The organism is Fulvivirga sp. M361 (assembly GCF_007097395.1).
GTDB lineage: Bacteria > Bacteroidota > Bacteroidia > Cytophagales > Cyclobacteriaceae > Fulvivirga.
Genome location: NZ_VKDC01000021.1, coordinates 77,249 through 102,953, shown reverse-complemented (window position 1 = coordinate 102,953; position 25,705 = coordinate 77,249). Strand labels below are relative to the sequence as shown.

The following is a 25,705-nucleotide window of genomic DNA, read 5'->3' as shown; positions in this document are numbered from 1 at the left end:
TTTTAATGAAAAATTTTTACCGTAATGCTTGCTGATAATTTTCAGGCACCCCGGTCCACAATCCATCTGATCATGCTGTATATAGCTGGGGAAGTTAAATTTAGGCATACAGAAAAGTTAAATCTTTGGAAAATCGCTCAGTTTGCACTTTTATCAGCAGAGAGGGAATCTCCCTTAAAAAATATGAAACTCCCTTTACCCACTCTGTGTCCGGCATATCCGCGCGGAAGCCAGGCTAATGGTTTGAATGAATGGGCAAGTATAGTGTCAGGTATGTCTGAAAAGTAATTTCCTCTTTGTAGCGCTACTTCACTGAAAGAATTGCCACGCATCACTTTGAGTGTAGCTGTCCTGTCCTGGTAGTGGAAGGATCTCGTTAGTTTGTTCCATTTGGAAGGAGTAACTTTAACTGCAGAAACTATCTTGTCTTTGTCTATGACATCTTCATAAAAAGAAGGTGGTTGGCCTACTACCGGAACATGATTGATCTCAAGGATGGTGTCTCTTAGATCTATACCCTCCTTATAAGCTATGATATCGTTAACAGCTATTATCCTATGAATCGGTTTATTCCCTACTTGCAGACCAATAGCATTTATTCTTGCATTCAGAGTGGTAAGGTACTTGTGAGATTTGAATACTTTAGGCCCCAGGTACAGAGTCTTTCCGGGATAATCAAATATGACATACTCAAATCGATGAAAGAAATCCATCCCGAGAAGGTTGGATCTTCCATAACCTATGTAGCTGATAATCTCATCTCTCAGGATGCAATCTCCAACAGAAATGTTTTGTATGCTATAGTAAGAAGTATCAATAAAGTCATCTCCTTCATAAGAAAAGACACTTGGATAAGGGGAAAGCTCTATCCACTTTATCATTTTTTCCGCATCGGGCAAATTTACTTTCTTGTCACTCCGACGAATACTTAAGAATTCTGAAAATCCCGTATCCATAAGAAATGTCAGTACATTATCAGCGTCATCAAGTTTTATGTCAATAAAGGGGATATTATTATCGGCCAGAATAAATGGAACACCTCTCCCGGTGGGCTCAAGGTTCTCCACTTCATCACTGAATTGAATGGTTTGCTCTAAAAAGTTTATTTTCCAGGCCTGCTCCTTTAGAAGATCCCCCCCAATAATCCCACCTACATCTAGTGAATCCACATATAGATACGAATCAAAATGATGAAATAACGTACGACCCAGCCTTAGGCTATCCAGCATAACTGTTTTCCCCGTGTGCGAAATATCTCTTGCGTCAGTGAATTTCTCATTCCGAATAAAGCGGCTGTAGTTGACAGAGCCACCTAACACAGTATTGCTTGCACCTGTATCAAAAATAAAATCATATGTCTTTTGGTTTATAACCACTTTGCATACCATGTTATGGTTGTTGTAAGTAAAGTTTATAGTATCAACCTTTTGACTGCTCAAAACTGCCTTCGGGTTTTTCATGTTGCAAGCACAAAGGACAAGCACAAGCAGTGTCAGATTCAATTTGTTTGTGATATATTTAATTTTCATATCGATTTTATTTCAACACCAGCCGCACCAGGAGATAGCATCAGTATTGAGGAGCAGCTAACAAAATTCTGGAATTATGATCAAGACAAATGAGACGGTAAGCAATCTTACCGTCTTCATGATGATTAAACCAGATAAATCAATTACCTAAATAGAACATATAGCTACCGTCACTATTCATCTTTACACTGTCACTTGCATTCATCAGCATTTCATTGAGATTACAAGAATCATCACAAGAATCTCCACCGTTACCAGCGTTGTAAGTAAGGTTATTAACAATCCCAGTTTGAGTAACCTCCAGCTTCATGCCATTTTCTTCGTAACACATATTTCCATTCGCATCAGCAGGTGGCTCTTCGCCACAACCGAAAAGGGATTCTGTAACTTTGGAGGCTAGCACTTTGAGTATTTCTACTAAATATGGGTTAGGTCCTCCGGCTCCCCCTTTCAATAGCATCTGCTCATGGTTTGAAATAGTTTGGAAATCTTGCATTTCGTTTAAGTTTAGCTTTTTTAGCTGTTTCATAATATTAAAGTTTAAAAATTAAAAAAATATCAGACTCGTTTTTCTTATTATTCCGTGAGAATGTGCCGGTCTGCCTCTGGACCATAGGATCACATTTTTCAGCGGGGTAATCGCTCGCTGTATTCCTCTCGTATCCCGGAAAAAAAGAGAAGATCATGATAAAGCTGACTTCACAATGGTTCGATTTATTATTTTGATTTTTGACAATGTATTTCGGTTCCGTAATACAATCAGAAGGATGCGAAATATCATCTCAGACAGTAAGTGTCCAATCGGATCGCTCGCCAGAAGTCACTATTAGGTTTTCTTCTATTTTCATTGATAAATTTTTTTTTGATGGTCAATAAGCTAAAAGCCGACAATTTGTTTTTCATATTGATTTGGTCAATGTTCTACTGGGGAGGTCTTTTCCGGCTCTTTAATCAGGTCCCAGTATGGAGATGCAATTATTCTTTTGCAAAATGTTTCACTGACCACTGGTTCACCTACTTATAGCTAGCAAGTCAACTCCACCAAAGCCAATGGCCAATAGCCTACACAAAGTCCTGCATCCATTTGTTCCAGCTAAAACATAGCAGGGAACCGCAAAATTTCGTATAGAATAAAGTTATCTTCTCAAACGTTTAAGGGCTCTTAACCTGCCCTTCGCTCTATAAGGGAAATAAAGATGGAGGTTGCTTGTAGGATCATTCAACTTTGCCCCTAAAGATCCGGTGATCAAAGGTTTAAAGATGCGACCATATGATTGAATTGTATCTGGCATTTGTGGATAGATATATTTCCTGTGAAGTGTAATTTCCCGAAAAGAGCCTCCTTTCTTCACTTTGATAACTGCGGTGTCAGTTAAAAAATGTAAATCGTTCAACAGGTCGCTAAAAATGGAATACTCAAATGCCCTTTTTGAACCTGATTTGATGTCCTGATAAAAACTGCTGTCTCTGTAAAAAACTGATGTACCATTAATATCAAGTATTGTATCTCCTAATAAAATTTCATTGTTAGCCATTAAGTTCTCACTGATGGAGGAGATTTTTGGAACAAGAGTTCCCGTAACCTCAATCCCTATTGTATTAATATGCCTGATCAGCGAACTCAGGTACCTGTGTGATTTGAACATCGGTGGACCTAAGTACAATTTCTTACCGGGGTAATCAAGTATGACATATTGAAAGCGTTGGAAAAAATCCATGCCTATAACATTCTTATTTATATAAGGATTAAATTCAATTATCTCATCCTTCAACAAATGCTGACCTATTGAGGCCGTGCTGATGTGATAATATGATGTGTCAATAAGACCGGGTAGATCAAAATCAAACGAACTGCAATAGGAAGCCTGAGACCGCCATTGTGTCGTTTTCTGTAATAAGGATGGATTTACATCACTTTTACTTGTGTTAATCTGCATAAAACCAACAAACCCAAAATCTAAGAGGAATGTGAGGTTTTCATTACCTATTTTCGCATCTATATAAGGACAGTTATTCTTTAATTCAAAGGGAATGCCTTTTCCTTGAGGTTTCAGATATTTGGCCTGTTCGGCAAAGACAATAGTTTGGTCTGAAAAATTAATCTTCCACGCCAAGTGTTTTAGGTTACCGCCCCCTAGAATACCCTCCACACCCCGCAATCTGACCTGATTGTATGCTTGGAATTGATAGAATAGAGTGTTGCCAAGTATTAAGCTGTCAAATGAGACCTTATCAACGGTGTGCTTGATTTTTCTGTAGTCACTAACAAAACTTTTTCCCAAATAGGTGCCTCCCTTAGTGGAGTCATTAATTGTAGTATTGCTGGCCCCAGTATCAAATACGAACTCATTTTTGGATTTATTTATTCTCACTTCACAATAGATATGATCGTCTTTGAGATTGAAATGAATCGTATCTGCTTTTTGATGAGCCAGATTAACGATTTTTTCAGACTTATCACCGCATGAAAAAATTAAAACAGCGTAAAGTAGCATTGACCAGTACACAGCTATTTTTTCTTTAATTTTATTTAAGTGAAACATTACAGAAGATTAAAACAGATTACTCCAATTTAAGATATTCGATCCCCAAGAAAAAAATAACCTTTGGGATGTCAGAATCATACTCTTTATAGATTCAGGATTCATGATCTTTTGGATTTATTTTTAATTCACATTATTGTAGCCCCATGAATTAAAAATGCTTTACCAAACCCTGTTGCATAAAGTAAAAAGCTTACTAATACTTTAGATTGCAAGAGAAAATTCGGCAAAGCATTTTTTAATAAATCCTAATAGTTTATTGTTCCACTCCACCATATATAATATATAACTGTGCATGAGTCAAGGATTGGAAGGTGAGTGAGATAATAAAATTTTATCACCTTTTTTGCCAATAAATAAATAACCTGCCCCATTGCTGCTTTTGATAAAGCCGTTCCTGGTCGAACAATCGATTTTTTCAGTGCTACAGTCTTCCAAAGAGATAATTTTAAACAACTTCTTATTCTGCTTATAGATAAGATCAATATTGGATACTCCAATATCTGCGCTAAAAAGATCTGCCAAGGGAAAAGGCTCATCTCCTTTTACTGTATAGAAATTGGATACCTTCTGCGAATTTTCTAAACTCTGCGAGCAGGAAAGAAAAAAACACAGCGTAGAAAATAATATACTAAACTTTTTCATTTTTTTCAAAATTTCTTAAAATGCCATACAACAAGCTTCTTGCGATATATCCAGTCTGCCTTCCAGTCCATTTTCTCTGTCTTGTTCATCGGTTCTGCTCATAATAGCTGAACCCGTTGAATTATCTATAAGAATTCTCTCATAGTCTGTTATCTCTGTACCGCACGATGAGCCATTGTATCTCACTACTACACTGTAGTCACCATCATCACCCCAGGGATAAGTACAAGTATGATCATAATCTGTACCACCTTTCAGTACCATTTGTTCTTTGCAGGATATCGTTTGGAAATCTTGCATTTCGTTTAAGTTTAGCTTTTTTAGCCGTTTCATAATATTTAAAGTTTAAAAATTAGAAAAATATCAGACTCGTTTTTCTTATTATTTTGATTTTTGACAATGTATTTCGGTTCCGTAATACAATCAGAAGGATGCGAAATATCATCTCAGACAGTAAGTGTCCAATCGGATCGCTCGCCAGAAGTCACTATTAGGTTTTCTTCTATTTTCATTGATAAATTTTTTTTTGATGGTCAATAAGCTAAAAGCCGACAATTTGTTTTTCATATTGATTTGGTCAATGCACATGCTCTGCGGTTCCCTGATCTGTTTCACCTAACATATAGTCCCGTCTTGATCCTGATAGCAAGCCACACAGCAAGATCCCTGACAATCCCAGTTGTAAACCTATTTCTACTGGGGAGGTCTTTTCCGGCTCTTTAATCAGGTCCCAGTATGGAGATGCAATTATTCTTTTGCAAAATGTTTCACTGACCACTGGTTCGCCGCAAAACAGGCTTTCTAATAGAACTACTCCTGAAAGCCCTGATAAGGGCTCAATTTTTATTTCAGAAAATTCCTGATTAATCATTTGTATATTTAGATTCTGCTCTAGCATTCTGATGTGATATGCCCACCTTTCTGGCAGGTTAAAAGCTGCGAGCACCTGCTTGACGGATAACATTAAGTAATATCGGTTAGCAGCATTTGCTCCAAATGTAGAGAGTAGAAAGGGTTCGAGGCTATATATAAGCACATCAACTTTTCGGCTGTAAATACCGCATTCTTTTATTTTTGCAAGCAAAATCAAAAGCAACGGCAGTTTCCATTTCAATTGGAAAGCAGGCGGTTCTCTCAGGAGATACTCTTTGTTTTCTACCACAGCATGTACTTGATTCAGCAATTCAGCCAACAATCTCCTGAGAAGGAAAAATTGGTCAGACTGATCTGTTTTGCGGTAGCTTTGCAACCTTGACACCAGGTAAAACCCATATCCCAGCAGCCCATCATGCAGATCCAGAGAAGCCTCCTTAATATTTGTCAGATATTGAAAAATTTTATCGTCTGCATCACAAAGAGCCTCATTTATATCACCAGCAACAAAGTTATTTTGCATCAGGTGCTCAGTACTCCAGGCTATACCTGCCAATCCATTTCCAAAGTCTAATGATTGGGGACTCTCCTCGACTTTAATCCATATATCATCGAGGAGAGCTTCTGCCTGTACTTGATATTGTTGATTCTCAGTATGCCTGGCCAGATAGAACAGGTAGATACACACTCCCATTTTCCCATTCAGCAGTCCGATATTCTGCAGGCTACTACCTTTTTGTGAGATAAGATTGTTGATAAGCGTAAGCTTGGTTTTCATTTTCATCAGTTATGTGTAACCAGATGTTATATGCATTGCTAGCTAAAGCTACCCTTAGTGTTATATAGCGAATTCGGCTATAGCTTTTAACTCTGTTGCATAGTCATCTAATTCATCGAGCTTTTCATTTCTGAGACGGGCTGCTTCCTGAGCTTGTCCTTTCTCAGCGGTGGCTTCATTGTGCAGTTTTTTAAGGTTTTCAATGGCCATTTTCACTGCATTCAGTTGGTCAGCAGTTGCTTCGAAATTCCCGAGTTTAGCTACAAAATCAGATTCTTTGAGTAACCGATTATATTCGTTGAGTAACAGATTATAAAAGCTTGTAGAGCTTTCAATCCATGATTCAATCGCATCGACTCTGCCATTTTGTAATCCCCATCTATTCTGTAAATCTTTATCATTTTGGGACAGGACTTTCATTCGTTTCAATGTTGGATCAAAGTTTAGCTTCGGCATCATCCTTCTCTAAGTAGAATTTGTCATAAGCAAGGCTCTGTTCCTGGTATTCCTTTTCAAGTTTTTCGGTGAGTGTTTTTATTGCCATGAAATAGTATTTAAGAATACGTTGTGTCAAATATTTTTATTCAAAGATGAAAAAGAGGGGGGCAAATCATGCATGCGAAAAACATTAAAATCTATGCGAAAACCCTCATTATATTGTTTTTTTTGTGTTGTTTCACTTTTGAAGTATTTATTTTCTCATATCAGAATAGAGTTTCTTTTTTAACAATCCTTTTTCCCCGATGAAGTTATGCATTTGTACGCCATGAGTGTACACTTTGAAGTGACCTTTCCTGAATAGCTTGATGAACTATCCAATAAGTTGACAGGCTTTTACTTAATTCCTGATATTGGTTTACAATGATTAATCTTAATTGCCAACTATTGATTTATATAAGGTTAGCTGTACTTAAAAAATTATTTTTTCACCAATTCTTGTAGATCTCCGGAATCGATCTCATAGGCTTGAGCGCGTAATTCCATTCAAACTCAGAAAATAAAAGGTAATGAGTGATCAACTTCAGTCAACCCTATTTTAATTCAAGCGAGATGATCACCCTATCAGATGATGGAGGAGGCTAAGGATGAATGATTTAAAATAAGGGGCCACTATAATCTACAGTCGGACTCCTTAAGTCGGAGCATACCAAAGAACCGCATGTGTGCTCACAGTTAAACCCGATCTATGCATTAGAATAATTAAAAGGGGGGTAGATTATTGATTTGTGAGAATATTCCCTGCATCCATGGTCTTTTTTTAGTAGGTAGAGAGATTTTCAATACGATTTTATTGGCATGATTTACTGTCCAAGCCCCTAATGCAAAGCAATAGACTTTTAAGGTTTTTAAAGTGGCTCGATTGTGATGATTAAGGGCAAAATGTCTGAATAAACTCATCAGGTTATAGGCGACCATAATAAAACGAAAGGAGGCTTCGGTAGCCCGGAAATCCTGCAAACAAAAGCTGTCCAATCCAAAATCATCTTTCAATTCTTTGATCCTATTCTCACAATCAGCCCGCGTATTATAGATGTTCCATACCTGATCAAGGGGCAAGTCCAGATTGGTCACATAGCAACTATAGCGATAGCCTGGTAGATCTTCAAAGAGTTCTTTACCCGCTGGGCCAGGGCGGATATCTACCTGCTTTTTAACCACAATGTATCTTGTTGGTTTTCCGTTTTCATGGGAGAAGATCATCTCTTTGAGCTCAATACCTTTGGCCAGGCTTATCCATTCATCCAGCCCCCAAACGGCACTTTTTACATTGGGGTACATCCGCACAGCCATAAGGTACTTATGGTGCTCTTCTTCCAGGTAGCCGAGTAGCTCTTCGGTGTAAAACCCACTATCTGCACGTACAAGCCCAACTTTTTTGCCCTATAAAGCCTGATCGAATGTTACCTGCATAAAGGCTTTACAGCTACTACTGTCTGCGGTATTACCTGGTCTGAGCCATGCATTGGCAACCATGCGGGTTTGACCTACAAAGGCCATCAAGGGATGGTGAGAGTTTCTTTCTCGCTTATTGGGGTTATAACCTTTGGCGCTACCTTGTTGATCACCATAAGGAGTGATTACCGTACTGTCAAAATCAACGGTGATATTATCTACACCAACCTGGTCGAAAAACCAATGTTGTAAAACAGGAAACACTTCGGTGTTCCGCTTCTGAGCAAACTTCCCGAAGAAACGACTGTAGGTGCTTTGAGAAGGCATTTGATCCCAAAAATGGATTGTAAAACCGTGTCATAGCGTAGCCAGTCACACTGAATATACCGTGAAGCCCCCGTCCAGATACTCAGCCAAAAAGATTCTATAATTTGTTCAGGTTTATAGCCACGATTTGATCCTGGTTGTGGTAAATCAAGCTGGCTTAGAAAATTTCTGATGTTGGTCTGATCTATAAAGCGTTTCAATAAACTCATACCGCCATAAGGGATCACTTGCTTAGCACTATATGCTATCGGTAAGTTAACCATTTGGGTGAATTTAAAACTTCCGCAAAATCGCCCTTTTATTCCCGTTTAAAAAGAATTAGCCCTCCTTATTAAAGCCTATTGAATAATCAGGGTTAAAGCCTGGGTATTAAGTTTTGCATGGTATGAGCAATCCGTCAAAGTATGGTACAGTAGCTTGACTGACAAGAAAATGAAGTAATACGTATGCCTACGTAATTTATGCTGACTCCACGTATTCCATCCGCTTGAACCTAGGGCTACCTTGCATACGGAAACCAATGGTAAATAAATTTTATGGAGGTGAACGAGTGACTGCTGTTTACTGCATCACTTCAGATCACCAATAGAGAAACTGACATTATCCAGGGTATTGTATCAAACATTGAACGAACAGAAAAGAGATCAAATAAGACAACCACTCATGAAAAAGCTACACTTATCATTGGTACTACTGTGTTTAATGATGAGCACATGTCACGAACTTATGGCCCAGGAGCCTAATTTTTCGATGTATCATTATACTCCCTTTTTGACCAACCCGGGCAGAATAGGAGTGCAGGAAGATGTGAAACTCATGCTCAATTACCGCAATCAGGCCATTGATGTAGGGGAGAATTTCACTACCTCCATGCTGTCAGGGTATTACCCTGTTAATGTCGGGAACCATCGATTAGTGATAGGAGGTACTTTCCTGAGTGATAATGCTTCCGAATTTATCAAAACCAATGGGGGGATGCTGGGAGTGGCGTATAGCATCCATATTGCTCGTGGTATGGAGTTGAGTTTTGGGGCCCAGGGAGGCTATTTTCATCGTCGGGTAGAAAGTGATTTCACTACGGACGATCAATTTATCAATGGTGAATTTGATCCTAATGCACCTTCCTCAGAAACCGCCATGGGTCAAACCAAAGGCTATCCAACCATCAGTTCGGGGATGCACTGGCAGTGGAAAGATGCAGAGGGAAGGGTAAAAGCGTTTGCGGGGGGTGCCATCTTTAACTTTACCGAACCTAATACCGCTTTCATTGAACCGGGTGATGCTAATCTGCCGCTAAGTATAAGAGGAAGCGCTGGCTTGCGGGTGTACCAGGGCATGAAATTCTCTGTGATGCCTTCGGTACGATGGATCAGCCAGGCAGGTAACAGTTATGTAAATACCGGTTCATGGTTCCGGTACGAACTCGCAAGTACAGAACAAGGGACAAATCAAATTGGTTTGGGGCTTTGGTATAATTCCAATGATGCCGGAGTGGTATCGCTGGAATACAATCAACCCAACCTGACCGTAGCTGCGAGTTATGACCTGCCTGTTTCAACAGAACGAAGCGCTATACAAACACGTGGGATCGTTGAACTGGCCATTGCATTCCGATTGAAAAAAGGAAAAAAGAAGCAGAGAAAAGAAGTATCTGAGCGATCTGAGGTGGTGGAAGCAGTAGAAGAGACCAAAAGTGAAGAAGAGGCTTTACCAGAGAAGGTAGAAGAGGAAGAGGTGGAAAAAGAAGTACTTGCACAAGAAACAGAGGAGATTAAAAGTGGAGAAGAACCCTCTGAGGGAACACCTCTACAAGAAGAACCTGTACAAGACGTGAAGAAGGAGAAAGAAGTACAGGAACAACCTGATGAAGCTATTCCGGGTGAAAGCAAAAAAGTGAACCCTCCCGTTTTAAGCGAGTCTGATCTGGCAATACTGTCCCAAACAGTAAAATTTAAGCTCAATTCTTATGACCTGACGGACGATTCAAAAGCGTTTTTGGACGAAGTAACCGGGGTACTGAAACGTAACGATTGGTTAGATGTGGAGTTGGTAGGACATGCATGTGACCTTGGCCCTGAAAAGCTGAACGACGACTTGTCAGTAAAACGTGCAGATAAAGTAAAGAGATACCTGCTGGAAAAGGGAATTGTCACTTCCAGGATCAACATAACAGGAGAGGGTGAAAAAAAACCTATAGATACTTCGGGAACGGAAGAGGGACGAAGAGTAAATCGAAGGGTGGAGTTTAGAGTGGTGGAATAAGTTGTGAACTGCGATCACACATTGAGTAATTAGCAATAAACCCTAATTCGAAGCTAATCATCAATTTAAAAATGAAAATAAGATATTTAATCTCTCTGAATTTAATTCTGTTTGCACTGTTACATACTTTTTCAGCCAATGCTCAGTGTGAATTGCTGAATGGGAGCGGAAATGCTTCCTCCAATCCGCTTTGGGTTTCATGTTCCGGAGGATCATATACACTTTTTATTCAATCGAACAGCACTTTCGGTGCCTGGACGATAGACTGGGGGGATGGTAGTACGCTACAAAGTGGAACTGAATTGGCGCCCCCGGCATTTATTTCTCATACATACGCAGCTGCCGTGGCCAATTATGACGTTATTTTTACCGAAGTCGGAACAGGCTGTGTAGTCACCGGGCTTGTAGTCATGGAAGAGCCGGTCAATGCTTCCATACAGATCCCCATCGGTGGCGTTACTCAAGGTTGTGCATCCATTACAACTTATGAATTCACGAATTCCAGTACGGATGTATCTCAAAATACAACGTTCACCTGGGACTTTGGAGATGGGTCCCCTCCGCAGGTCTATGATCATACCAATGCAGGCCGGACGGTTCAATATACATATCCACCGGAAGCGACCAATTGCATTTATCAAGTGACATTGTCTGCCAGTAACTATTGCAGTTTCGGTACTGCTTCTATTGCCACGTTCAATCCGGTGCAGGTCTTTTCTAAAGATGAGGCAGCTATTCAGGCCAGCGACGTTCTGCTATGTTACCCCAATACCTCCGTTACTTTTGAAAATGTAACCAATCGTAATTGTACACCTCAGGGAAATGTTTTCCAGCGGCAGGAACTTTGGAATTTCGGGGACCACTGGGGGACAGGCGCAGATTCGATCATCGGATGGCGCCCCTGGCCTCCGGCATCACCTATTACGATCGATTATCCCAATATCGGCAGATATAATGTGATGCTTATAGATAGCAACTTCTGCGGCCTGGATACCACCTATCTTGATATCGACATTGTGAACAGTTCCAGTTCAACGATCACGGAAACAGCCTGCGACAGTTATACCTCACCCAGCGGTAATTTTGTATGGACCAGTTCGAACACCTATATGGATGTAATCCCCAATGCTGTAGGTTGCGATTCTACCATTACCGTGAACCTGACCGTCAACAATTCTACCAGCTCTACGATCACGGAAACATCGTGCGACAATTATACCTCACCCAGTGGCAATTTTGTGTGGACCAATTCGAATACGTATATGGATGTAATCCCCAATGCTGTAGGTTGCGATTCTACCATTACCGTGAACCTGACCGTCAACAACTCTACCAGCTCCACGATTACAGAAATAGCGTGTGATAGCTATACCTCGCCCAGCGGTAATTTTGTATGGACCAGTTCGAATACTCATATGGATGTCGTTCCTAATACTGCAGGCTGTGATTCTACTATTACCGTCGACCTGACCATCAATAGTTCTACTAGTTCAACAATTACTGAAACAGTGTGTGACAATTATACTTCACCCAGTGGCAACTCTACCTGGACCATTTCAGGTACTTACATGGATGCCATTCCAAATGCTATGGGTTGTGATTCAACCATTACAGTGAATCTAACGGTCAATAACTCTACCAGTTCTGCGATTACCGAAATAGCATGTGATAGCTATACCTCGCCCAGCGGTAATTTTGTATGGACCAGTTCGAATACTTATACAGATGTCATCCCAAATGCTATAGGTTGCGATTCAACCATTACCGTGAACCTTACGGTGAACAATTCCACCAGCTCCACGATTACTGAAACAGCTTGTGATAATTATACCTCACCCAGTGGAAATTTTACGTGGACCAATTCAGATACCTACACGGATGTCATTCCAAATTCTCATGGCTGTGACAGTCTTATTGCCGTTGTTTTAACGATACAACAAAGTACTTCAAGCACGGTCACCAAGATGGTAGGGGAGAGTTATACCTCTCCGAGCGGTAATTTTATTTGGACTGAGAGTGGTATTTATCAGGACATTCTTTCCAATTCAGTAGGTTGTGACAGTGTTATCACGGTAAATCTTGATATTAGAACGGACCTTTTTCTTCCTACTCTGTTCACCCCTAACGGAGATCAGAAAAATGATGCTTTTATTGTCAGAGGGAATCCTGATGTAGAAGAAATCAACTTTACCATTTTTGACAGGGATGGAAATAAGGTATTTAATACGGCTGATTGGCCACAAATCTCTGCCATAGGATGGGACGGTACCAAAGGAGGGAAGGAGCAGCCTTCCGGAACCTATGTGTGGGTGGTGAAGGGCTTACTTGCTGATGGCACGCCGCTTCTGATCAACGGAAAAGAAACAGGATTTATCAGACTGTTGCGTTAAGCGCCACATCCAGGATCATAAATATCCACACTGAATCACGGATGGTAAAAATCACTCTTTGATGGTTGTAAGCAGTAAGCAAGCTCTGGTTCCCGGTGATGGATCCATCATGAATGATTTAACCGTTGCGGGCACCACAAATGTTTCAGCATAATGTACGGTCATGGGGTCGAAATCTCCCTTAACGGTCATTTCGTCTCCCTCTACCAGGTTTATCACGCTGATAGCTCCGGCGGTTTTTAATTTAAGTGGCTTTTCTATCCATATACGTTTTGTAATAAATGTGTCACTTTGGGTGCCTAATATCTCATATTCAGTGCCATTCTCCTTTGTTCCGTTAAGATCGTTAAGGTGTTGGCGATAATCCTCTGTAAAATTTGATGAAAACTCGAGCAGTTGATTTAAATGGTCGGCAGACCATACCTTCTCCTTTTCATCAAATAAGCTCAATTCGAATATAGAACTTGATTTGGTGATACTGAGTATCATCAACTTATTCCCTTTTGTATGTAATGCATCATTTGGAATTACCAGGTGGTCGTGTTTTTGCAGCTTAACGGTTTCCAGAAGATTTTGAATTTTATTTCTGGCATTTTTCGTTTTTGCAGCAAGGGTAGTTTCTTCAAAATACTCTTTTGATATACCTTCTTGTAACCCAATACCAATAGAAGCGCTTTTTTCAGCATCCATTACATAATAGCTTTCATATTGCTTATGATGGATACCGTATTCTTCTTTTAAGAAGTTGGCATTGGGATTCAAATATAGGTTATTGTCTTTTTCATCCAGTGTATCGATGAAATTATAACGAATGGGTAATTCATGACCATATTTTTTGTAAACATCATCACCCAATAGTTTGGTTGGATTAAAGTAGACCAGGTTAATGGCGGGGGATTCGAAGAGGTAGTCTCCGAGTTTTAGCAGGATATTGTTTTCATCCATACTGCAATTAAAGCCCCATTTAAAATCGTTATTTTCACGATTGTACTCGGTTTCATTTTCCCATAGTTCAGGGTCAAAGAAAGGTGCATTAAAAAAAGGTTGGGTATAGGCGAGCTCATACCCATTTCTGATGATCTCCCCGGTAGCTAACTTTGGTTTTTTCCAGTTATTGGTTTCCAGAAAATAATCACAGCTGGTGATTGCTTTTTTCTTTATTTTATCGCAAATGCGCCAATCAATGAAATAACTCCATTTTTGTTGTTTTTGATGAGGTACATCCGCATTGTATACACCGATATTGGATACTTCTCCTCTACGGAAACGCTGTAGCTGCTCCCATCTCGAAATATCCGAATAGATCAGAATATCCGGCTCCCATATTTTCGATGAACCGATCCCATGGATGAGTACAATGCCTTCATCAATGAAGTCGATGTTATTTTGTAGTCCTTTAAGTTTTTGTTTGTCGAAATAGTCTTCAATATTATGCGTGGAGGTAGACAAATGATGATCACTTCCGGAGTTGTTTTTGTTGAGTAGCCTGATGATTTTAGGGTCTTTATAAATGTCCTTGGCCCTGCAGGTAACATTGGGAACTATACAATCTCTTAGAGCATGTAAATTTGAATCCAGGTAAGTCCCTAAGTTAGATTCTATAGTGATTACCACTTTTTTCTTATCAACAGACCGGATGTGATCCAGTAGTACCTGGCCAATATTACTCCAGCCTTCCCAGCAGGCATTGTCGCTTTGAGGTACTTCTATGTATGGTTTCTTATTTATCATTGTTATGTCAGACTGAAGTTAAAGATTTGCCAATAGTTATGATTTGATCATCACTTGCCGAATCAAGGGCATAGAGCGCTATACCCTGGCTTCCACCATTTCTGGCATGTGCAACGGCCTGTGATAGTTCACGGTTATCAATTTCCGGTAAAAAAATGCCACTCCAAATGGGTTTGAGATTATTGAATTTTTTAAGTCGTTGGATGTTTTTCCTGGTATGCTCTTCAATAAACGCAATACCTTCATTGTAGAAATTATGATAGAGCATAGGCAGAAAGCCATCCAGGTCCCACTTATGCCATTCCTGACGTACACTTTCCCAGTTGGGAAATACTGCGGCAGTGGCCATGAGGTCCTTTTTTTTAATTTCCGGCAGCCAAAGGTTATTTACTAATTGAGTGATACTGTCATACCTGAATTGTCTCCATTGTTGGTGAGAGGCATGGTCCCGGATATCCGTTAAAGGGTCAATTCCAGTTAATGCCTTAAACTTATCGATACAATAACTGGAATAACAATAGTCGTATTCAGGATACTCTTTGTCCTGCACAATGTTATACTTGGGCTGCAACCCTTCAGCAAGGATGACATCAGGAAGCCTGATATAGTCGAAATGGACTCCATCTATACCGGGAATAGATGATACGGAAATAACATTTTGCCGAACAAATTCCATAGCCTCTTCATTACACGGGCAAAGGAATTTGTAATAGTCAACGTATGCGGGTTTTGAAGCTGCTGATTCCCCTTTTCTGTTTACCGCAAACCAGTCCGGGTGCTGCTGCACGATCTCCGGAATGTTACAAGGCATCGTGAACATCCATGCATGAAACTCCATGTCAATAGATTGGCAGATCTTCACCACTTCATGAGCAATGGTAGACTGAACAGGGGAATCAGCGGATTCAAAATAAGCAGAGCGCCCGTTATATACATTCATTAAAAGTGCATCAAACCCGTTGGATTTAGCAAGGGTCAGTTTCTTTTTCCAATCGTCGATCTTCCAGTCTTCCTGTGGGTTGATCCAGGCCCAGTTTTTTTGTTGCTTTGCCAAAGGTTGAGCAGCCTGAGGGCTATCAGCATGCTCCTTTGGTTTACACTGTAACCCTGTTAAGCCCATGCCTGCCATTGCCAATGTGCCCAGGCCAGCTTTTTTTATGAATGTCCTCTTTTTCATAACTCTCGCTTTGTAGTCCATAACTTGCCTTCGTTGTTCACATGCCACGTTTCTCCGTTTATGGTTTTATAAGAGATCTCGAATAATGAAGGAGTTGTATAGATCTTTATCTTTTGAATATCCATGGTTTTCGGAACGGTGACATTCAATTCACTTAATTGCGAAGTAAATGCCCCTTTCTGATTTTTATACTCATGTTCTGCACTGTATAGCGTCATTAGAAAAAGTTTGGTCTCATAATTTTCGTCCGGAGTGAATACCTCATTATTTGTTCCCGCCGGCGCATCGGAGAAATGTAAATATCCCCAGGTTTCTGGCTGATGCATGGCAATAACGTATTGAGGTGACCATACCCAATTGTACTCAGGGTAAGGTTTTCCATTTTCAGGATTCACTTTTTTTACATACACACCATCCTGATTTTCAATTCTCCATTGTACCCTGGAGAAATTGATCCGCCATACATCTTTGGACTCAGGTCTTTGGTCTGAAGCAGCCTCTTTTAATACAGACCAGGGTAAAGCGAGTTCTATGGTCCATCCATTGTCCTTGTCACCCGGATTATTGATCGTACCATCCAAATGAATGCCTTTTTTTAATCCTGCAATTTCCCAACTGTCCAGTGCAATGCCCTGATCCCTGTATGGTTTCGTCAACATTAGGTCCCATACTGTACCTAGTGCATTGATTTCTAACTCGTAATAATTATGATTATCTCCGTCGGGGTCAATGAAGACCTCGAAATCATTTTCATGGTATATTACCGCATCATGTGTTGTGTAAGTGGCCCATAGATCTTCCTCCTTGAGCATAGCCATGATATACAGGTAATGATCATCCCAAAGCATTTTGACACGGGTCTCATAGTAGGGGACAGGTTTGCCGGTACCTTCAATATCGATAAAAAGGTCACTCCATGCTGCTTTTTGCCAGTCATCTTCCTCGGCTTTTCCATCTATGTTGAGAGGGTGTGTAGCACGTTGACATACATAGGACCTCGGAAAGGTGTCTGACTTTTCCGTTGGCTGAGCACATAAGGCCTGAGTTAGCATGGGCAATATCATTAACACTCTTAGCTTCATACGCGTGTTTCGTTACTTCAAAAGGGGGTATTATCTTTATCGATCATGTGATCATCATGGCAAATATGAGGCCTGCGCCTACTATTCTTCAGTGTATTTCTACCTATTTCCAACATACTTCACTTTGATGGAGTTGAAGTCAGATCAAATTCCAATACTCCTCCATTGATCAGGTCTTTATGCTCAATGAAAAAAGAACGAACGGGTCTTCCATCTTTACGGATGGAGCTGATATATTTTGCATCATGGGAAGGTCTGTTGCTTTTTATGATCAGCGAGCTTCCCGGATAATACTGACTATTCAAGGTGATGTTGACTTTATCGAAATAAGGCGATACCATGGCATAGCTCATATCACCAGGACAAACAGGATATATTCCCAGCATGCTAAAGACCAGCCAGGTAGAAAGTGTTCCTGTATCATCGTTACCAGGTATTCCTCCTGGCGTATTGGTATAATACTTATCTATCAATTCCCTTACTTTTTGCTGGCTTTTATATTCCTGTCCCGGAAGGTAGTTAAACAAATAGGGATAGGTTATATCCGGTTCATTGGCCATGTCATAGTTATCACTATCAAAAAGCAATTGTAATTGTGAACCAAATTTTTTATTGCCTCCCAGTAACTTAATGAGCCCTTCTATATCATGAGGTACATAAAACCGGTATTGCCATGCATTACCTTCTACATATCCAATGACAGCTTCGAAATTTTTGCCTGCTTCCGGATTGAACGGAGTGAGCCATGAACCATCCTGAAAGCGTGGTCTTAGCATACCCGTAGATTTATCAAACAGGTTCTTATACCCTAAAGACTTTTGCTTATACTTTTTGTAGTCAGACGGGTAGTCAAGCTCTTTGGCCAGCTGGGCGATGTTCCAGTCTGCTATGTAATATTCCAACGAGGTAGATACGCTTCCTCCCCAAACATCCGTCGAGTCTTCGGCTACATACCCCAGTGTATTGTAACTATCAATTCCCGGGCGCAGGGCATTTGCTTTTTCTGAAGTATCAGAAGCTTTTTTCATAGCATTAAAGGCTGATGCGACATCAAAGTCACGGATACCCCGCAGGTAAGTGTCCGTGATCACCGGTGACCCCGGATCGCCCACCATCACATCTGTTTCCATACCGAAAAGTTCCCATTTAGGCAGCCATTGGTTTTCTTTATACATATCCACCATCGTATTGACCATTTGCGATTGTAGCTCAGGGTAAACCAGGCTTAAGAAAGGGTGAACATTCCGGTACGTATCCCAAAGAGAAAAGACGCTATACCTGTCTTTACCGGAATTCATAGTTTTATGACTCCCCATGGCCGGGTAATCACCATTAACATCGTTTATGAGGTTTGGATGAATTAATGTATGATATAGAGCGGTGTAAAAAATGGTTTTAGCCTCCTTATTGTCAGAATCTACCCGGACCCTGCCGAGCAATTCATTCCACTTTGACTCGTTCTTAACGCGTGTGTCTTCGAACTCGAAACCGGGTTGCTCTGCGTTCAGGTTTTTTCTCGCGTTGGCAATACTTACATATGAGATACCAACTTTCACCTCTATGACCTCATTTTCCTTTGTGTCGAAGGTGAAATATGCTCCTATGTTCTCACCGGCCAATTCGTGCATATATTTTTCATAGGGTTTATAGGCATTATTATATTTCACCCAATCCGCTTCTACAGCCTTATATTTCGGCATTTTTTTCCACGCACCGAAGGACGTCGGCGCTTTGCTTAATTTCGCTACGAAATAGACCGGACGAACATCTTCGGCATTATAGCAGAATGTTCCAATGGTTTTAAAACCTTCCACTTCAGTGGGTGAAATGATCTTCAGACTTGCGCCTGTTTCATTCGTGAGCCCCAGGCCAAGGTTCAATAGAATGTTGGACCTGCCCTCAGGGAAGGTGTAGCGACTGATCCCGGATCTTTTTGTGCTGGTCAATTCAGTCAGGACATCATACCTGTCTAACCGGTTACTGTAATACCCGGGGGACGCTTTTTCCTGTGAATACGTACTTCCATATTTTTCGGAGTCGAATGAAAGTGAGTCTGTGGTGGGCATCAGAAGAATGCTGCCGGCTTCTGGACATCCTACACCGCTTAAGTTAATGTGGCTGAATCCTGTGAGGTATTTGTTTTCGTATACATAAGGTCTTGAATGCCATTCACTGTCTTTCTCAAATTTGTTTTCTGCGCCTTTACGGTGTGCTACATTAAAAGGAGTCACGGAAACCATGGCATGTGGAAAGTTTGACCCCGGGTGGGTTGCGCCATAATTAGAGGTCCCGATGAAAGGGTTAACATAGGAAGTTGGTGGCTGCCCGAACAGCATGGTATTCACCAGTAAGCCGGAAATGACTAAAAGCCGTATCATTATAATATCTGAACTCCTTTGTTGCTGAACCTGTTTAATTGATGATGATCAGGACTTTCTTCTGTTATGATCATATGTATCTGACTAACACTTTCTACCTTGAAGGGCTGAATGGTTCCTATCTCATTGGAAAGGCACATAGCAATAACCTGTGACGATGACCTGAACATGGCCTTTTTCGTGTAGGCATTTTCTCTGTCACCATCGGTAATGCCGATATCTTCGTGAATGCTGTCGATTTCAGTAAAGAAAAGGTCTGCATGTATTTCACCCAAAGCGTTAATTACATCTATACCAAGTGTCATAGGGTATTTATGAGATATTTTACCTCCCAATAGAACGGTTTCTATATTTTGATAATTAAATAGTTTAGTGGCAAGCCGTAATGAGTTAGTGAATATGGTCAGGGTCATGTCATCCGGTATATAATCGACCAATAACAGGTTAGTCGATTCTCCCTCCATCAGTATCACTTGTCCGGATTGAAACAATGACGCTGCCTTTTCAGCTATTATCTCCCGTTCAGCCTGTTGGGATATTTTTTGCTTTCTAAATGATTCCGGTGAATTCGGGTTGGCCATTGCGCCACCGTGTACTTTTTTAATATGCCCGTTACCGGCCAGCTCTCTTAAGTCCCGTCTAATGGTGTCTTCAGATACATTTAAGAGTTGGCTTAATTTAGAAGAATGCACTTTATTATGTGTTCTGATCTCCTGGAGTATCGCATTCTGCCTCTCTACTTTTAACATAAGACCGGTGATTTATTCTCGTTTACATTCAAAATTTGTCTAATCATCAAGTAATCAGCTTGAAATAGTCATCTTCATCTAAGATATCCCGCAAAATAGTGCAATTATTAGAATACTTAGGTGATTACCCTGAGAAATGTAAATGATTATATCCATAGCTTAAGCTTAGTAGTACATCGAACTGCAGGTTATGCTTAAACAAGCCATAATATGCAATCGGTATAATTGAATTTGCGCATTTATATGTCTTGCATATGTTTTTTGCAACATTTGTGCATGAAATTAATTGTTTATATGCATGAAATGCAAAATTTTTGCACGAAATTCTTTGAATTAAATTTCCAATGCTTTAACATTAGTGTTTATTTAAAATAATTATTTAATATGATAAAACATCTACTTACATTCTTTTGCTTCTCTATGTGCTTGACACTAAGCGCTCAGGCACAGATAGTGGGAAAAGTAATTGATTCCGGCACAGGAGAGGGGCTACCTGGGGTGAGCGTTTTTATTGAAGGCACTACCACGGGAACGGTGACTGATATTGAAGGAAATTATCAGATTCAGGCAAATTCCGGCGATGTACTGAATTTCAGTTTTATAGGTTTTAAAACTGCACAGGCCGTTGTTGGTAATCAATCGACCATTGATATTTCACTGGAAGGTGATATTACTCAACTTAGTGAAATAGTGGTAACAGCTTTGGGCATAGAGCGGGATAAAAAAGCAGTGGGTTTTGCAGTTCAGAGTTTAGATGGTAAAGAGCTTGTGGAGGCCAGAGAACCCAACGTACTGAACAATCTGGCTGGAAAGGTTAGTGGGGTGCAAATCAATAATACAGGTAATGGTCCTGCGGGTTCTACCGTTATTTATATAAGGGGTTTCAAATCTATTACACGGGATAATGAACCATTATATGTGGTAGATGGTGTGCCCATAGTGAACCGGTTTGAAGGTGGCGGAGTTAACGACAATTCTGCCACAGGCGCATTTGATGGTGGAGTAGGTATTCAACAGATCAATCCTGACGATATAGAGAGTATGACGATACTAAAAGGCCCGTCTGCTGCTGCACTTTATGGTAATAGAGGGTTGAACGGAGTTGTGTTAATTACAACAAAATCCGGTAAGTCAGGAAGTGGTGTTGGTATTTCATTTAACGCCAATGTAATGTTTGATAAGCCTTTAGAGCTATACGACAATATGCAACACGAGTATGGCCAGGGAAATAACGGTGTTTATGCTTATGGGGCAGGCGGCAGTTGGGGACCTAGGGCTGAAGGACAAATTGTTGATAACTACTGGACAAACTTTGGGGAGGCCCCTTTAACTATTAATGAGGACGATCTCAAAGATTTTCTTCAAACCGGCGTAACAAAAACGTATAGCGTCGCTGCCGATGGGGGTAATGAACAAACTACTTTCAGAGTTTCTTATACACGTTTTGAAAACGAAGGACTTCTGCCTAACACGGAGTTGGAAAGGAACCTTGCAAGTATCAAGGCTCAACATAAATTCACGGATAAACTAACCGTAGAAGGTAAGCTTTCTTATACAAACGAAGAAGCGTTTAACCGTCCTTGGTTATCCGGATCTCCCCGGAGTGTTTTCTTTAATTATATTACCCAGCCAAGGTCCATTGGTTTTGAAGATCAAAGAAACTTTAAAACGGCTGAAGGCTTTCAAAACCTTTGGGATACTACCGCTTTCAGAACTCAAAGAAATCCTTACTGGTTAGTAAATGAAGGGTACAATACGGATGAGACCAACCGATACATCACCCTGGCAAGAGTGGAATATAATGTTACTGATTGGTTGAAAGTTCAATTGAGACACGGACTGGATTATCAGATAAGAAAAGATGAAAGGGTAAATCCATGGGGTGTGGGTACTCCCAGCAATAGTCCTGGGTTTGAATCAGATTTCGTCATTAACACCAGAACTATTTCAGAGTCTAACGCGGATGTTTTGGTATCTGCCACAAAGACGTTTGGAGATTTTAATGTGAATTTTTCGGTGGGTGCGAACAGAAGAGACGGAGAAGAAACATTTATAGGAGGAAGAACGGACGAGTTTACCAGAGATCCTGAAGGAGTATTTAGTTTGAATACTCCGAGTATCGAAGAGCGTTTCAGAGGAAATAATAGTATAAGAAAAATAAGGGTGAATTCTTTTTACGCATTTGCCAACCTTTCTTACAAAGATTATTTGTTCCTTGATCTTACTACCAGAACAGATTGGTCTTCTACACAGGACCCTGATAATTCTGATATAACCTATCCAGGTGTTTCAACTTCTGTTGTATTGAGTGAAATGCTGTCTGATATGGGAGTGGATTTTCCTTCTGTGTTGAGTTATGTTAAGTTACGTGGCGGATATGCTGAAGCTGGTAATTTCCTTGAACCCAGCCAGGTGATCAATACTTTTAATGTCCGGAATTTTGATGGAGGAATTATCATAGCGGATAATTCAGATGCTTTGAGAAGTTCTGGACTGGTTCCGGAAAAGTCTAAGAACGTTGAATTTGGTGTCGATCTGAGTTTATTCGAAAACAGGATCTCATTAGACGCGACTTACTACCATACACAAACCGTTAACCAGATCATCGACGTTCCTGTACGTAATATTACTGCGTCAGGAAGGCAGACTGTGAATATTGGTCAGATGGATAATAAAGGTATCGAGCTTCAATTATCTGTAATACCTATCCAACTTTCTAATGGCTTTGAATGGAATTTGGTAGGTAATTACACCAAAAACACGAACGAGCTGGTAGATATCGGATCTCAGTTTGACAACACAGTCATCAACCTCAATAGTTTTGGATTGGTAAACGTTCTGGCTCGAAAAGACTCAGTAGTTTCTGAATTTGGAGTTATTACAGGTTCGGACTTTGCACGTACCGAAGATGGTAGGTTGATTGTCAATGCTGATGGTACTCCAAGAGTAGATCAGGAGAATCAGAACCAACGTTTGGGTAATATTTTGCCCGATTGGCAACTGGGGATAAATAACAGGTTCACCTATAAAGGACTTTATTTTAGTTTTTTAATAGATATCCGTAAAGGTGGTGATATGTATTCAGGTTCTTTGGCCACAATGCATGCCAATGGAAATGCCGAAGGTACACTACCTTTCAGAGAAGGTGGGCTGGTGCTGGATGGTGTTACAGTGGATGAGGATGGTGCTGTTACAGGAGAAAATACAACCGAAATAAATTCTCAGCAATACTGGGCTGTTGCCTCTGGCGTTACCTCCCAATTCATGTATAAGGCCAGCTTCGTGAAACTCAGAGAAGTAACTCTGGGTTATAGCTTACCTAAAAAATGGTTACAAAATACTTTTATCAATAGTGTACGTATTTCTGCAGTTGGTAGAAACCTGTTACTGCTGGATAGTGATCTTCCCGGGATAGACCCTGAATCACTTTTTGCCACTAACAATGCAGCTGCATTTGAACTGGCTCCTTATCCGACAACCAGGAGTTTTGGATTTAATCTCAACGTGAAATTTTAAGCAGTTTAATCATTAGAGGATGAAAAAGATAATAAATGTAAAAGCAAGATTAATCATGCCGGCCATAGTGTTCATGGCAGTACTGTCGGGGTGCACGAACGATTTTGAAGAAATCAACAGAGATGTTGCGGAGACTGAACTGGAAAATGTAGAGCCTAATTTCTTTATCGCGCCGGTTATCTCAAGAGGTCCAATGGGTGATTTGCAAAATGTTTTTAACGTGCAGTTCAGTTTGCTGGATATGTGGGTGCAGTACTTCGCTAATTATAACAGAACGTCCGGGACTTCAGCTCCGGGAAATGCTACTGCCTGGTGGAATAAATCGGTCGGTGATATAGAAAACCTGAATCGTGCTATTGCGGCCATTAAAGAAAGAGAGGAAGTCACGAATGACGAGCAGATTGCTCGCATAATGAAGGTATATATCTTTCAGAGGTTGGTAGGAGTGCATGGTCCTATCCCTTACTTTGAAATGGCTGATCTTACAGGTAACAACCCCAATTATGATGATGAAGAAGTGATTTATCAAGACATGTTGAAAGAGCTTGAAGAAGCGGCGGCAGCACTGTCAGAAGATTTACCTATTATGATACCTGAGCAGGATCGTCTTTTCCGATCAGATGTGGAAAAATGGCAAAAGTTCGCTCAATCCTTACGATTAAAAATAGCGATGCGACTTTCCGAAGTGAACCCTGAGCTAGCCAGGAGTCATGCAGAAGCAGCTATAACTGCCGGTGTAATCGAATCAGCTACTGATAATGGACTGATAGAATTGGGATCTCAGTTTGGTTGGGGTAGCCAGAATGGTTATCATACCTATCAATTTGGCTGGGGAGCGCCTATCAACATGAGTCGTTCTTTCGAAAACATACTTGTGGGTCTTGGAGGAATTGATTTTCCTGATCCGCCAGAGCCAGGGGAAGGGGAAGACCCAATCGTATATATCGTCGATGATCCGGGCGTGGCCATTGATGGTAAAGAGAGTTCATTGGATCCGAAAAGGAATCTGTTCAGATCAGGAGTTCCCTCAAAAGTAGACCCAAGAGGACCACTCTATTTTGGTAACTTTGGATTTGCGCAAGATGAGGCAACATTGGATAATGGTGAAGTGGTCAATGTAGATAACCAGTGGGTTGGTAATCCCGCCGGATTGAATACTGTAGACCTCGGGAAAGAAGAGTATAATACCTTTTATTACGCTTCACTCGGTAATAACTATTCCAAACAGGACCGTCCGTATGAAGTAGTAAAGTATCACGAAGTACTTTTTTTAAGGGCTGAAATGGCGCTGAAAGGCTGGGATGCCAAAGGAGATGCCAAATTCTTTTATGAAGAAGGTATAAGACAGTCTATGTTATGGCATGAAGTAGATGAAACGCTGATCGATACTTATATTAATTCGAATGACTTAAATACGTATGGGTTATCCGTTAATTATGATTTCGATTCAGGTCAAACACTGCCGAACGGATTACCTGCTGACAGCAAATTGGCTAAGATAATTACGCAAAAATATATTGGTTGTTTTCCCGACTTTTCATGGGAAGCTTTTGCAGACTTCAGAAAGACTTCATACCCCTTCCTGATACCTTTAGCTGACCCGGAACCATCTATTTACTCTTTGGGTGATTTGCAAGCAGCTAATCCTGACGCTTATCCAAAACGGGTAAGGTATCCAAATGTAGAGGCCGTAAACAACGCTGAAAAATATAATCAAGGTGTAGAATTCCTTGGTGGATCGGAATTAGAAAATGTTCCGTTGTATTATGATCCGAATAAATAATAGGTCCTTTAATACTTAGGTTACAAAAAGAGGTTACTTTTTTAAGTAC

The 25,705-nt window shown here is 40.5% G+C and carries 17 protein-coding genes and 1 pseudogene; 4 read left to right on the top strand and 14 right to left on the bottom strand.

Features of this window, described 5'->3' with window-relative positions; translation table 11 throughout:
* The 9 genes and pseudogenes from FNH22_RS21070 to FNH22_RS21030 all read right to left on the bottom strand — a co-directional run.
* The coding region (locus tag FNH22_RS21070; RefSeq protein ID WP_255518122.1) for a cysteine peptidase family C39 domain-containing protein at positions 1–108 on the bottom strand (108 nt) is incomplete at its 3' end.
* A 29-nt stretch (positions 109–137) separates the two neighbouring features.
* Complete coding sequence (locus FNH22_RS21065; protein ID WP_185154333.1) at positions 138–1,460, bottom strand: retropepsin-like aspartic protease; 1,323 nt, start codon at positions 1,458–1,460, stop codon at positions 138–140.
* A 208-nt stretch (positions 1,461–1,668) separates the two neighbouring features.
* On the bottom strand, positions 1,669–2,058 hold the full coding sequence (locus FNH22_RS21060; protein ID WP_143400424.1) for a hypothetical protein: 390 nt from the start codon (positions 2,056–2,058) through the stop codon (positions 1,669–1,671).
* 607 nt (positions 2,059–2,665) lie between these two features.
* On the bottom strand, positions 2,666–4,072 hold the full coding sequence (locus FNH22_RS21055; RefSeq protein ID WP_143400423.1) for a hypothetical protein: 1,407 nt from the start codon (positions 4,070–4,072) through the stop codon (positions 2,666–2,668).
* Positions 4,073–4,372: 300 nt separating this feature from the next.
* Positions 4,373–4,717, bottom strand: a complete 345-nt coding sequence (locus FNH22_RS21050; RefSeq protein WP_143400422.1) for a hypothetical protein — start codon at positions 4,715–4,717, stop codon at positions 4,373–4,375.
* A gap of 15 nt (positions 4,718–4,732) precedes the next feature.
* On the bottom strand, positions 4,733–5,050 hold the full coding sequence (locus FNH22_RS21045) for a hypothetical protein (protein WP_143400421.1): 318 nt from the start codon (positions 5,048–5,050) through the stop codon (positions 4,733–4,735).
* Positions 5,051–5,294: 244 nt separating this feature from the next.
* The gene (locus tag FNH22_RS21040) at positions 5,295–6,368 is read right to left on the bottom strand and encodes a lanthionine synthetase LanC family protein (RefSeq protein ID WP_185154332.1); all 1,074 of its coding nucleotides are present in this window, start codon (positions 6,366–6,368) and stop codon (positions 5,295–5,297) included.
* Positions 6,369–6,428: 60 nt separating this feature from the next.
* A complete protein-coding gene (locus tag FNH22_RS21035) occupies positions 6,429–6,788 on the bottom strand; it encodes a hypothetical protein (RefSeq protein WP_143400419.1) in 360 nt (119 codons plus the stop codon).
* A 780-nt stretch (positions 6,789–7,568) separates the two neighbouring features.
* Positions 7,569–8,588 (bottom strand): annotated as a pseudogene (locus FNH22_RS21030) (IS1380 family transposase).
* Positions 8,589–9,251: 663 nt separating this feature from the next.
* Here FNH22_RS21030 and FNH22_RS21020 point away from each other — a divergent pair.
* Together FNH22_RS21020 and FNH22_RS21015 are read left to right on the top strand one after the other, a co-directional pair.
* Entirely contained in the window at positions 9,252–10,850 is a 1,599-nt protein-coding gene (locus tag FNH22_RS21020; protein WP_143400416.1) for a PorP/SprF family type IX secretion system membrane protein, read from the top strand.
* Positions 10,851–10,921: 71 nt separating this feature from the next.
* On the top strand, positions 10,922–13,240 hold the full coding sequence (locus FNH22_RS21015) for a gliding motility-associated C-terminal domain-containing protein (RefSeq protein WP_143400415.1): 2,319 nt from the start codon (positions 10,922–10,924) through the stop codon (positions 13,238–13,240).
* 51 nt (positions 13,241–13,291) lie between these two features.
* Here the strand turns inward: FNH22_RS21015 and FNH22_RS21010 are convergent, their stop codons facing one another.
* From FNH22_RS21010 to FNH22_RS20990, 5 genes are all read right to left on the bottom strand, one after another.
* The gene (locus tag FNH22_RS21010) at positions 13,292–14,971 is read right to left on the bottom strand and encodes a hypothetical protein (RefSeq protein ID WP_143400414.1); all 1,680 of its coding nucleotides are present in this window, start codon (positions 14,969–14,971) and stop codon (positions 13,292–13,294) included.
* Positions 14,972–14,978: 7 nt separating this feature from the next.
* On the bottom strand, positions 14,979–16,148 hold the full coding sequence (locus tag FNH22_RS21005) for a family 10 glycosylhydrolase (RefSeq protein WP_143400413.1): 1,170 nt from the start codon (positions 16,146–16,148) through the stop codon (positions 14,979–14,981).
* A complete protein-coding gene (locus FNH22_RS21000) occupies positions 16,145–17,230 on the bottom strand; it encodes a carbohydrate-binding family 9-like protein (protein ID WP_255518121.1) in 1,086 nt (361 codons plus the stop codon). The genes FNH22_RS21005 and FNH22_RS21000 overlap by 4 nt, the downstream gene beginning before the upstream one ends.
* 119 nt (positions 17,231–17,349) lie before the next feature.
* Positions 17,350–19,608 carry a GH92 family glycosyl hydrolase gene (locus FNH22_RS20995; protein WP_143400412.1) on the bottom strand — a complete coding sequence of 753 codons (2,259 nt, stop codon included), beginning with the start codon at positions 19,606–19,608 and terminating at the stop codon, positions 17,350–17,352.
* Positions 19,608–20,357: a DeoR/GlpR family DNA-binding transcription regulator gene (locus FNH22_RS20990; protein ID WP_143400411.1), complete on the bottom strand. Its 750-nt coding sequence runs from the start codon at positions 20,355–20,357 to the stop codon at positions 19,608–19,610. The genes FNH22_RS20995 and FNH22_RS20990 overlap by 1 nt, the downstream gene beginning before the upstream one ends.
* A gap of 384 nt (positions 20,358–20,741) precedes the next feature.
* Here FNH22_RS20990 and FNH22_RS20985 point away from each other — a divergent pair, with 384 nt between their 5' ends.
* Positions 20,742–23,873 carry a SusC/RagA family TonB-linked outer membrane protein gene (locus tag FNH22_RS20985; protein ID WP_143400410.1) on the top strand — a complete coding sequence of 1,044 codons (3,132 nt, stop codon included), beginning with the start codon at positions 20,742–20,744 and terminating at the stop codon, positions 23,871–23,873.
* A 19-nt stretch (positions 23,874–23,892) separates the two neighbouring features.
* Positions 23,893–25,656: a SusD/RagB family nutrient-binding outer membrane lipoprotein gene (locus FNH22_RS20980; RefSeq protein ID WP_143400409.1), complete on the top strand. Its 1,764-nt coding sequence runs from the start codon at positions 23,893–23,895 to the stop codon at positions 25,654–25,656.
* Positions 25,657–25,705 lie beyond the last annotated feature (49 nt).